9 protein-coding genes, 1 pseudogene and 1 riboswitch are annotated in these 12,195 nt (G+C 30.4%); of the genes and pseudogenes, 7 read left to right on the forward strand and 3 right to left on the reverse strand.

What is annotated here, in order from left to right; translation table 11 throughout:
- Positions 1–340 precede the first annotated feature (340 nt).
- The 5 genes from KW502_RS13670 (at position 341) to tenA (ending at position 7,097) form a co-directional block, all read left to right on the forward strand.
- Positions 341–3,928, forward strand: coding sequence for a BamA/TamA family outer membrane protein (locus KW502_RS13670; RefSeq protein WP_219041119.1), 3,588 nt, complete (start codon positions 341–343; stop codon positions 3,926–3,928).
- Between the two features lie 113 nt (positions 3,929–4,041).
- Positions 4,042–4,134, forward strand: a riboswitch (TPP riboswitch).
- Positions 4,135–4,193: 59 nt separating this feature from the next.
- Positions 4,194–4,997, forward strand: a complete 804-nt coding sequence (gene thiM, locus KW502_RS13675; RefSeq protein WP_219041120.1) for a hydroxyethylthiazole kinase — start codon at positions 4,194–4,196, stop codon at positions 4,995–4,997.
- The gene (gene thiE, locus KW502_RS13680) at positions 4,990–5,625 is read left to right on the forward strand and encodes a thiamine phosphate synthase (protein WP_219041121.1); all 636 of its coding nucleotides are present in this window, start codon (positions 4,990–4,992) and stop codon (positions 5,623–5,625) included. The genes thiM and thiE overlap by 8 nt, the downstream gene beginning before the upstream one ends.
- Positions 5,618–6,460 (forward strand): bifunctional hydroxymethylpyrimidine kinase/phosphomethylpyrimidine kinase, encoded by an 843-nt coding sequence (gene thiD / locus KW502_RS13685; RefSeq protein ID WP_219041122.1) that lies wholly within the window; start codon positions 5,618–5,620, stop codon positions 6,458–6,460. Before thiE ends, thiD begins: the two co-directional genes overlap by 8 nt.
- Positions 6,444–7,097: a thiaminase II gene (tenA, locus tag KW502_RS13690; protein ID WP_219041123.1), complete on the forward strand. Its 654-nt coding sequence runs from the start codon at positions 6,444–6,446 to the stop codon at positions 7,095–7,097. Before thiD ends, tenA begins: the two co-directional genes overlap by 17 nt.
- 39 nt (positions 7,098–7,136) lie before the next feature.
- Here tenA and wrbA read toward each other — a convergent pair whose 3' ends face one another.
- Positions 7,137–7,736 carry an NAD(P)H:quinone oxidoreductase type IV gene (gene wrbA, locus KW502_RS13695; protein ID WP_219041124.1) on the reverse strand — a complete coding sequence of 200 codons (600 nt, stop codon included), beginning with the start codon at positions 7,734–7,736 and terminating at the stop codon, positions 7,137–7,139.
- Between the two features lie 263 nt (positions 7,737–7,999).
- Here wrbA and KW502_RS13700 point away from each other — a divergent pair, with 263 nt between their 5' ends.
- Both KW502_RS13700 and KW502_RS13705 read left to right on the forward strand, forming a co-directional pair.
- Positions 8,000–9,484: a PAS domain-containing sensor histidine kinase gene (locus tag KW502_RS13700; RefSeq protein WP_219041125.1), complete on the forward strand. Its 1,485-nt coding sequence runs from the start codon at positions 8,000–8,002 to the stop codon at positions 9,482–9,484.
- Positions 9,474–9,878, forward strand: a complete 405-nt coding sequence (locus KW502_RS13705) for a response regulator (protein WP_219041126.1) — start codon at positions 9,474–9,476, stop codon at positions 9,876–9,878. Before KW502_RS13700 ends, KW502_RS13705 begins: the two co-directional genes overlap by 11 nt.
- A gap of 21 nt (positions 9,879–9,899) precedes the next feature.
- Here the strand turns inward: KW502_RS13705 and KW502_RS13710 are convergent, their stop codons facing one another.
- Together KW502_RS13710 and KW502_RS15650 are read right to left on the reverse strand one after the other, a co-directional pair.
- Complete coding sequence (locus tag KW502_RS13710; RefSeq protein WP_219041127.1) at positions 9,900–11,042, reverse strand: GAF domain-containing protein; 1,143 nt, start codon at positions 11,040–11,042, stop codon at positions 9,900–9,902.
- 414 nt (positions 11,043–11,456) lie between these two features.
- Positions 11,457–12,017: pseudogene (locus KW502_RS15650) on the reverse strand (DUF6389 family protein).
- Positions 12,018–12,195: the final 178 nt, after the last annotated feature.

A 12,195-nucleotide genomic window follows, 5' to 3' on the forward strand; every position in this document is an offset into this window, starting at 1 on the left:
CCAAAACAACAAATCCTGCAGCGGTTTGCTGAGATCTTGTACTAAAAGCACAAAAACGGTTAGCAGTCTTCCTTTTAAATTTGAGGATATAACCCCAAACTTATCACAAATATATACTATGCAAACATAATAACCTCACTCATTTATATAAATTATAACGTTTTAGTAATATTTTCACAATTACACAAAAACAAATCATTTTTCAATCCATTCTGAAATATATTTTTTCTAAATTATTTCTAAAAAAGTTATATCAAATGTTATAGTGCGTTAAAGTTCTTATCTATTAAAGTTTTTTTTTGAAAATTGAACCGTTTAAAACAAACGCTTTTTATTTTATATGAAAAAACTACATTTGTTCAAATGGCTATTTACATTAGTTGTGTTAGGTTCTTATATTTCTGTTTCAGCACAAACAGAAAATGATAAAGAAATTTCTAAAACACTATTTATTACAGCTAATACTGGGTTTAATAAAAATTCTGCTTCTAAAGAAGTATTAAATGCAATTACTAAAGCTTCTCAAGATGCCACTAACGCTTCTTTTTTATTAGTAGGTAATCTTACTCCTAAAGGAGGATTTCCACAAAGAGGAGAAGAAAAGAAACGAGATGAAGTAAAAAAATACCTTACTGAAGAATTATTAAATCCTCTTAAAGATTTTAATGGGAAATTAATTTTAGGTCCTGGAGTTAATGAGTGGAATAAAACTGGTCATGAGAATATTGATGACATGGAGTCATTTTTGCAAGACAATAGCAATTCAGACTTTTGGCCAAACGATGGCTGCGCCAGCAAAAGTAAAACGCTTAACGACGATGTCGAGTTAGTGATGGTCGATTCTCAATGGTTTTTAGAAGATTGGGACAATCATCCTTACATTAATAATAAATGTGAAATCAAAACCAGAAGTCAATTCTTTGCTGAATTTAAAGACGACATTAAAGATGCGCAAGGTAAAACAGTAATTGTGGTTGTTCATCATCCAATTATGTCTAACACCAAACAAGGTTTTTTTGGTAAAATGGGAGGATTTGGTTCGCAAGCATTTTATGGGGCAAAACGCCAAGAGCTTGCTGGAAGATTAGAAACACTAGCCAGCCAGTTTGAAGATGTTATTTTTGTATCTGGAAACGATGAAAATTTACAATATTTAAAAGATGATGCTATTCCACAAATTATTAGTGGTACAGGACTGAAAAAAACAAAAAATACAAGAAAACCAGATGAAGGTCATTTTGCATCTTCAGAAGTAGGTTACGCAAAACTTATAGTTTATAAAGATGGTAGCTCTAAAGTAGAATTTTTTAAAGTGGCTAACCAAGATTCAGAAAAAATTGGTGAAAATATCATCAAGAGGCAACGTATTTCTATTGACGAGGTAACGTATCATACTAAAGATGAATTTGGAGATACTTACAAAGCATCTGTTTATACCGATAAAGAAACAGATAAAAGCAAGTTATATAAATGGTTTTGGGGAGATCACTATAGAGATGTTTATCAGAAAAAAATTGAAGTTCCCGTTTTATGGATAGATACCATTGCTGGTAATCCAAAAGGAATGAGAGAAGGCGGTGGCCACCAATCAAGATCTGTAAGAATTAAGGGGGATGATGAGCACGAATACACCTTAAGAGAAGTTAAAAAAAGTGCTTTACGCTTTATTCAATCATTTATTAAAGATCACTATATCTATAATTATATGAATGAAACATTGGCTGAAGATTTGGTACAAGATTTTTATACTACGGCTCACCCATTTGCTCCGTTTGCTGTTGGAGATATGTTTACAGCCGTAGATATTAACTACTCTCAACCAGATATTTATTACCTACCAAAACAAAAAAACTTAGGTATCTATAATGAAGATTATGGTGATAAATTATATATGCTAGAAGCTCATGCTGGAGATGAAAACAAAGATTTTGAAAGATTTGGGAATGCAGATGATATTTTAAGTACATCAGACATGTTACTGGAAATTAGAGAAGGCAGAACCAAGGTTAAAATAGATGAAGACGTTTTTATAAGAGCCCGTTTAATGGATATGCTTTTTGGAGACTGGGATAGACATAGCGACCAATGGAGATGGGCAGAGTTTGAGCAAGAAGATGGTTCTAAACTTTATAAATCTATACCAAGAGATCGTGATCAAGATTTTCCTAAATATGATGGTATAGCTATTAAACTTCTAAAATTAGGAATAACAGATCTTAGACCTATGCAATCTTATGGACCTGACGTTAAAAATGTAAAATGGCTTAACAGAGATGGTTCACATTTAGATAAAGCACTAATTAACAAAGCAAACTGGAAAGACTGGAAAAACCAAGCAGAATTTATTCAAAATAATTTAACAGATCAAACGATAGATAAAGCATTTGCAAGTCTCCCAAAAGATACTCAAGATGAAACTATTGCACAAATCAAGAAAGATTTAAAGCTTAGGAGAGATAATTTAATAGATATTACAAAACGTTATTACACTTATCTAAAAAAATATGAAACTTTAATAGGAAGTGAAGATGATGATGAATTTTTAATTACACGTAAACCAGATGGTGTTACTCAAATTCAAATTACCAACGAAGATGGAAAATTAGTTTTTGATAATGAATATCTTAAAGATGAAACTAATGAAATTTGGATTTACGGTTTAGATGGTGAAGACACTTTTAAAATTGAAGGAGAAGGGGATCATTACATTCGCTTAAATATTTTAGGAGGAGAAAATAATGATATCTATGATTTCGCTAATACTAGAAAAACTAAAATCTACGATTATAAAAGCAAGAAAAACACCATTAAAAATGCAAGAAAAACATGGCTAGTAGATTCTTATGATGTAAATACCTACGATCCAGAAAAGAAGAAAATTAATGAGAATGTAGTTTTACCAAGTATTGCTTTTAATCCAGATGCAGGTTTTCAAATTGGGGTAAGAGATACGTATACTAAATATGGTTTAACCAACAACCCATACTCTTCTCAGCACACTTTTGACGCTCGTTATTATTCAGCAACTACTGGTTTCTCTTTTGACTATTCTGGTGAGTTTGCACATTTTTTCTATAATTGGAATTTTGGTTTAGACGCTAGATTTACAAGTGCTAATTATGCCATTAACTATTTTGGCGCTGGTAATAGAACTACTTATAATGAAGATGATGTTACTATGGATTATAACCGAGTTAAAATTGGCCAATGGAGTGTGGCTCCTTCTTTAATTTGGAGAGATAAAATCGGTTATAAATTTTACGTAAAACCTTCTATAGAATCTTACGATGTAAAGTACAATGATAATCAAGTAACTGGTCTAGAATTTAATGCTAATGATCCAGTATTCAACAATCAATTATATGCTGGTGCAGAAGTTGGTTTTCAATTTAAAAATAAACCTGGTCAATTAGCATTTATACGTCGTGGTATGGAATTTGGAATTGTTGGTGGTTACAAAACCAACATCGATGATAATGACAACAAATTTGGCTACATTGAACCAACTATTTCATTTGACTACCCTTTACACGAAAGCGGATTAGCTGTTTTGGCTACAAAAATTCAAGGTAAAGCCATTATTGGTGATGACTACGAATTTTATCATGGAGCAACTATTGGAGGAAATACAAGCCTTAGAGGTTTTAGATACCAACGTTTTAATGGTAAATATTCCTTCTTTCAAAGTTCAGATCTTCGTGTAGGAGTAGCCAAGTTTAGAACCAATTTTATACCGTTAAGATTGGGTGTAACTGCAGGTTTTGATTATGGTCGTGTTTGGGAAGAGAATGATGATTCAGACAGGTGGCATAATAGTTACGGTGGGTCTGTATTCTTAAACGGCTTCCAAGCGTTTACAGGAAACTTAGGTTTTTACCACAGTAAAGACGGTAACCGAATTGTTTTTACACTAGGCTTTAAATATTAATTAACTCTACATATATTTCAAAAAGGCGTGATATTAATCACGCCTTTTTTGTTTTACCAATTCAAATTATAACTTAAAAAATTATTCGTTTCACTATATAATCTTTACTTTTGAGACGGCTTTAGGGGTATTCTAAAAAGAATTGAGAGAGTCCCTTTGAACCTGATTCGGTTAGCACCGGCGTAGGGAAAAGTTATCATTACAGTTCTTCATATTCTTGAGGAAGTATCCTTCAGCCATTTATAAAACTCTAAAAAATTAAATGATGAAAGAACTCCTTTGGAAAAATATTACTCAACTTAAAAAAGAAACTCCTCTAATTCAAAATATTACCAATTATGTGGTAATGAATAATACCGCAAATGCGTTATTAGCAGCAGGTGCCTCTCCTATTATGGCTCATGCACACTCAGAAATGGAAGATATGATGAATATCTGTCAAGCTCTGGTGATAAATATTGGAACTTTAGATGAATATTGGGTTACAGCTATGAAAAAGGCAGCCAAACAAGCCAACAAACTTCAAAAACCTTGGGTACTCGATCCCGTGGGTGCAGGAGCTACACCTTATAGAGATGAAATTTTAGCAGACTTACTTCGTTTAAATCCTACAATTATTCGTGGTAATGCTTCAGAAATTATGGCATTAGCCAAACATAACACAACTATAACAAAAGGTGTCGATAGTTCTGCTGATAGTAATGAAGCTATTACTGCCGCTAATTTTTTAGCTAAAAACTTTCAAACTACAGTTTGTATATCTGGAATAACTGATATTATTTTAAATGAAGAAAAAGAAGTTCATCTTTCTAACGGAAATAAAATGATGGCTAAAATCACAGGTATGGGTTGTTCTGCTACCGCATTAGTTGCTGCATTTTCTGCCATCATAAAAGATACTGCTGAAGCAACTGTATCTGCAATGGCTTTGTTAGGAGTTGCAGGTGAATTAGCCGCAAAAGAAAGTAAAGGCCCAGGTAGTTTACAATTAAATATAATTGATAAACTCTACAACCTATCTGAAGAAGAATTTATTTCTACCTTAAAAATTGAAATAAAACGTGGATAATTCATTTCCTTATAAATTATACCTCGTCATTTCTGAAGAATCCTGTATAAATGATCATTTTCTCAAAGTGGCGGAACAAGCGGTAAAAGGCGGTGTAGATTTGGTTCAACTTCGAGAAAAAAATGCATCTTCGGCAGAATTTCAGCATAAAGCATTTCAATTAAAAGAAATATTAGATCGGTATAACGTTCCGTTAATCATTAACGATAATTTAAAAGTAGCTCAACAAATAGAAGCTTTTGGTATACACGTAGGTACTTCAGATACACCACCAAAACAAATCCGTCAAAATTGGAAAAAAGTTAAGTGTTTGGGATATTCTATTGAAGATAAAAATCAGTTAAATTCTTCAGAAAGTTTAACTTCAGATTACCTTGCCGTAAGTCCGGTTTTTAAAACAAGTACAAAAACAGATACAATTATAGAATGGGGATTAGCTGGAATTGAAGAAATTCGTTCAATCACCCAAAAACCTTTAGTAGCCATTGGCAATATGAATGCTAAAAACGCTGATGATGTTATAAAAGCTGGAGCCAATTGTATTGCTGTTGTATCTGCAATTTGCGCAGCTCAAAATCCTAGAAAAGCTGCAGAAGAATTGAGAAATAAAATTGAAAAATATGAATAATAAAAAATATACTTATCCATCAGTTCTTACAATTGCTGGTTTTGATGGTAGCGGCGGAGCAGGAATTCAAGCAGATATAAAAACTATTTCTGCATTAGGTTGTTACGCGACTTCTGCGTTGACTGCATTGCCAGTACAAAATACAACTGGTGTAAAATCTATTTTTAGTATTCCTGAAAAAGTAGTGGGTGAACAAATTGAAACCATTTTAGAAGATATAAAACCCGATGCCATAAAAATTGGAATGGTTCATACTTCAAAATTAGTAAAAACAATTACTAAAAAATTGAGCCACTCCCCTAACCTACCTATTGTTTTTGACCCCGTTATGGTGGCTACAAGCGGTGATCATCTCATTGATAAAGAAACCATAGAAATTATTATTCAAGAATTATTTCCTATCGCGAATGTGATTACTCCAAATCTAGATGAGGCTGCAATTTTAGCTGATATGAAAATTGAAAATGTAGAAGAAATGAAAATTGCCGGCAAAAAGATTATGGAACTTGGTTGCCAATCGGTACTCTTAAAAGGTGGGCACTTAAAAACTGAAAAACTTACTTCACTTTATTTTTTACCCGATGGAAGAATAGAAAGTTTTGAATTTTCTAAATATGAAACTAACAACACACACGGGTCTGGTTGTACACTTTCTTCTGCCATAGCTTCCTATTTAGCGCAAAGAAAATCGTTATTAAAAGCGGTAAGCTTAGGGCAAAACTATATTCATCAAGCTATTTTTTATGGTAAAGATGTTGCTATAGGAAATGGAAACGGACCTGTAAATCACTTTTTTAATCCTCAAAAACTTATCAAAAATGAAATGGACAGCTAAAACCTGGAAAAACATCGAACCTATTTATCAAAAAATTATTGAAATGCCATTTATTAAAGAGCTTCAGAATGGAACACTTCCTATGGAAAAATTTCAATTTTATATGGGACAAGATTCATTTTATTTAGAAAACTTTTCTCGAAGCCTAGCGTTAATTGGTGCACGTGCAGAAAGTATTGATCACGCTCTAGATTTTATTCGTTTTGCAGAAGGCGGCATTGTTGTCGAAAAAGCATTGCACGATTCATACTTTCAAGAATTTGGATTAACAGATCGCGGAAATATAGAGCCTACTACACACCATTATCTTAATTTTTTAAAAAGTAGTGCTGCTTTAGATCAAGTTGAAGTTGCAATGGCAGCAGTTTTACCTTGTTTTTGGATTTATAAAGAGGTGGGTGATTATATTTATGCTAATAAAATAAATGAAAATAATCCATATCAAAAATGGATTGACACTTATGCGGGTGAAGAGTTTGAAGAATCTGTTGTTAAAGCAATAGAAATTTGCGATGCTGTTGCTGAAAAGTCCACGGAAGCACAACAAGAAAAAATGACTCAAGCATTTATCGCAGCTACTAAATTAGAATATATGTTTTGGGAAAGCGCTTATCAATTAAATACTTGGCTTGTATAAAAGAAAAAGGGAAGTTTAAATACTTCCCTTTTAGAATATTTATTTATTTATTTTTTCTGCGATTTCTAATGTTCTTTTCACTTGAAAACTAATGGCTTGTTTGTGTTTTCCAGTAAGATCTGTACCACCAACTACACTAAAGCCGTAAGGATTCCCTCCTACTTCAAAAATAATTGGATCTGCATATCCTGGAGCAGCTACTATAGCCCCCCAGTGCATCATAGTCTTGTAAAGTGAAAGTAAAGTACCTTCTTGCCCACCATGAGGATTTCCGGCACTTGTCATTCCGCTAACTACTTTATTAACTAATTTACCGTTTTGCCAAAGCCCACCAGTAGAGTCTATTAAACTTTTTACTTGAGAAGGAGCATCTCCATAACGAGTAGGAAAGCTAAAAATTATAGCATCTGCCCAATTTAAATCATTTACTGTTGCTGTTTCAATATCTTTGGTAGCTTTGTAATGCTCATACCAATCTTCATTTTGCTTAATCACATTTTCTGGTACTGTTTCTTCAAATCTTCTAAAACGTATATTTTCTACTCCTAAATTTTTAGCTGCTGTTTCTGCTTCTCTAGACAAATTATAATTAGTCCCTGTTGAGCTATAATAAATGATAGCTAGTTTTAAATTTTCCATGATTATTATTTTTATTTTGAAGATAACACTAAACAAAAGCTTATACTAAAAACAATATTTAAAATTTTTATAAAAATATGATAACAAGTTAGCGTTTCAATTTTACTTTTCGACTTCACAAAAAAACTACTTACCGAAAAAATTGATAAATTAATGTGGAATCAACTTAAATTTGTATTTAAATATTAGTACTGTTACAAGATTAAAATTTTATTTGATGAAATCTAGATGCTTGAAAAGTTCGTAAATATTATCTAATTATTATGATTGCCATGCCCCAAAATAAAAATTATAAATCACTCTTAGAAAAAACAACCCTTTATGCTAAAATGGGAAGTTGGGAATTAGATTTAAAAAGTCATGAATTGTATTGGAACCGTGTTACCAAATTAATTCACGGTGTAAGTGAAAATTTTGAATGTAATATTAATGAGGCATTAAAATTTTATAAAGATGCTTACTCTAAAAATTTAATGATAAATTCTTTAAAAAATGCTATAGAAAAAAATGAAGAGTTTGATATTAAAATAAAATTAACCACGGCTTTAAACGAAGAAATTTGGGTTAGGTCTGTAGGTATACCTGTGATCGAAGATGGTGTATGTACTAGCGTTTATGGACTGTTTCAAGATATTGATATAGAAGAAAAAAAGAAAGAAAAATTACATAAGCAAATACAATTTATTAGTCATGTTTTAGAAAACACCAGTATTGGTATTGCCTCTTTTGATGAGTTTGGTCATATTGAAAAGGTAAACAGTGGGCTTTGCGAAATATTGGGTTATCGTAAATACGAAATGAAAAAGCTCACATATAAAGATGTAATCTTTAAAGAAGACATAAATAAATTTCTTATTGGTTTAAATAAACTTAAAAATAATAAAATACAAAGTTATACTAGCAAAAAAAGATATAGACATAAAAATGGTAATATTTTATATGTTCATCTGGTATTAACGGTTATTAGAAATATAAATAAAGAACCTATTAACTATTTAGCACAAATTATAGACCTTACACCGCAATACAAAAATGAAGAAAAATTAAACTCTTATTTAGATATTACCACCGACCAAAATCAAAGATTATTAAACTTTGCAAATATTGTTTCACATAATCTTAAATCACATTCTGGAAATTTAGAAATGCTATTAGAACTATTGCACGAAGAACAACCACAATTATTAGATAACGAATTAATGTATCTATTAGGAAAATCTGTAGAAAATTTAAGTGAAACAATTCAGCATCTTAATGAGGTGGTTTTAATGCATAAAGCAAATGATAAGAATATCGAAACTTTAAATTTGAGTCATTTCATAGATAAAACGATAGAAAATGTTTCTGCATCGATAAAAGCTGAAAATATTCAAGTAGACATTCAAGTAAATAATGAGCTTACGGTTAAAGCTATACCTGCTTATTTAGAAAGTATATTACTTAATTTAATAACAAACGCGATAAAATATAAAGATGAAAATAAAAAAGCTTTATTAAAAATAGTTGCAAATAAAATAACTAATTATATAGAAATTAATTTTGTAGATAATGGTTTAGGTATAGATATTGAAAAAAATAAATCTAAATTATTTGGTATGTACAATACTTTTCATAGTAATGAAAATGCTAGAGGAATTGGATTGTTTATTACAAAAAACCAAGTTGAAGCTATAGGCGGAACCATAGATTTAGAAAGTAAAGTTGGTGTAGGTTCAACTTTTAAAGTGAAATTGCTGAATGGAAAATAAAACAAACCATATCTGTATTATCGATGATGACCCACTATTTAGATTTAGTTCTAAAAAAATGATCGAAATAGGAAGTTGTTCAAATACTTGCTTTTTAATTTTTGAAAATGGCTTAGAAGCTTACTCTTATTTTGTAGAGGCTTTAAAAACAAATTCTAAATTACCAAATCTAATATTATTAGATATTAATATGCCTGTTATGGACGGATGGGAATTTTTAGAAAAAATAACTCTATTAGAAAATAGCAAAAATTTAAAGATTACAGTGGTTTCTTCTTCCTCAGGTTCTGATGATATTTTAAAAGCTAAAAATTATGCGATTGTTAATGATTACATTACCAAACCCTTTAATATGGCTAAAATAAAACGAATTTTATCAAAATTAAAAAACTAAAATTATCAACAGATATAAGTATCAACTATTAAACTTTCTTTTTTTAGATTGATAAGTTTCATTTAATTGCTTTGTGTATTTATCTAATTCATCAGATGCGATTTGTATATAACTCATATATTCCTTTAATTCTTTTTTAGTAGCTTTATTATTACTCTCTGCTAGATTAGTGAGTCCCAATAAATTAGTTACTGGCTTTCTTAATTTATGAGAAATATCAAAAGATATTTGTTCCATGGCTAGCTCATATTCATAATGATCTGTAATATCATTAAAAACACCATATAAAATTGTATCGCCATCATTTGTTTTTTCTGGATGCGCTTTAATTGAATGCCAATAAATTTTATTATCTTTTAAGACTCTATATTCATGATATAAATTTATATTAGCAGTTACAGCTTTAGAAACTTGTAATTTCAGTTCCATAACATCATCAGGGTGTATTAAAGAAAAAACTATATGAGGATCATTTAACCACTTTTCTATAGATAAATCTGCATGAAAATTTTTAATCCCTTCACTAATAAACTCAAATTTAAAAGCTAAATCTGGTTGAACACGAATTTGAAAAATACCACTAGGCACATTTTGTGTAAGTTTATTTAAACGATTCGCCCCCATTGCTATGGTTTCATTTTTATGAATTAAGATTTTTCTCAGCTCTAAATGCCCCATTGCTTTTTTAGCCAGAATTTGTAAAGCTCTTTTTTGATTTTCTGTAATGGTTCTTGGTTTAGTATCTATAATACAAAGTGTACCTAGAACATTACCTCTGCTAGATTCTAATGGTGCACCAGCATAAAATCTAATATTAGGATCATTTAAAACCAGTTCATTATTTTTAAAACGTTCATCTTCTAATGAATCATTTACAACAAAAACTTCGTTAGGATTTTCAAGTGCAAATCTACAAAACGCCTGTTTTATATCGGTTTGTTTTTTTGCAAGCCCTTTTTTAGATTTAAACCACTGCCTTTTATCATCCAACAAGGTAAGTAAAGAAATTGGCGTTCCACAAATTAAAGTAGCCAACTCTGTAATTAAATCTAGTTCTTCCTCAGGTGAAGTATCTAATATGCGGTAAGAATTTAAATCTTCTAAACGGTTTTTATCATTAATCATTAACTCGTTTGCGTTTTGTAATAGTTTAATTGAATACAAAATTATAATTTTTCAAGAATATTGAAGATGCTTTCTAAATTTATTCTAATGCTTGTTATATAGTGATATTCTGAATGTCTCTTTTTAAGACATTGGCAAGATGCATAGAATTATAAAAAAATACAATATAAATTTTTAAATTATATATTTTTTTAACATAAATACATGAAAAATAAAAATTTTAATTCTATGCAGTTCGTACCAAGAAGATATTGAAAGGATTATTACATCAATAAGAGTGTACCCAATATACAATCTAACTTTCGGTAAATTATTTTATAACGCTTATACCTTATTACTTAATTTTTCAAAAAAGATGAAGTTGAAAAGTAATCTTAATAAAAATTTCGGCATTAATTGAAAGGAATCACCGCAGATTAAAATTGGAACATTTATACTTTACATACTATCATTTTAATTTAGCTCAATTGGCAAATTCATTCCGTAATCTTCATCTGAAATAATTGCTTCAAGTTTAATATTTTTGTGTTCTGCCTGATTCCAAATATATTCTAACCATTCACCAACCACGTCTGAAAGAACATGATTTACTTCAAAGCTCGAATTAATTGGATCTAAAAGTGTAACTTCAGGTATTAATCCATCTTGTGAATGAACTATATTTATTAATTCTGCAGAATTCTAAATTGCTTGATTCAAAACATACAAATTAGGTCCAGAAAGAAAAACACTTACTTTAAAAGTTTCTTCTCCTACTTGATCAGGAAAAATAATTAACTCAATACTTTTAGTTTCTTCAAGTAAAGACGGATCAATCCTAATTATTGTGTTTAAGCAAAAATTGTAGTTAATCTGTATAAGAAAGAATTCTATGTTTTTTACTCCTCTAAATTGGCTTCTAAATGCTTTTATTTTCGCATTAAAGGACTCAGCTGAAGCGTTAGTACTTCTGTTGATAAAGTAATTCAGTATTGATCCAAAAAAACTCTTTAGGAACCTCTGGTTTCTCTTCAAAATGCAAGTGAAGTATATCTCCCTCTGTTTGATGGCCAGTAAGCTTAAAATGGATCAATCTCAAAAGTTGGGTCTAAATTGAAAAATAACTTTCTTTGCGTTTTAAATTCCATTGATGAATAAAAGCACTGAGTTTTCCTTGTTAAGTTTAATATTACCAGAAGGAATATTAGAGTAT

Source organism: Mesonia aestuariivivens (assembly GCF_019311235.1).
Taxonomy (GTDB): Bacteria; Bacteroidota; Bacteroidia; order Flavobacteriales; family Flavobacteriaceae; genus Mesonia; species Mesonia aestuariivivens.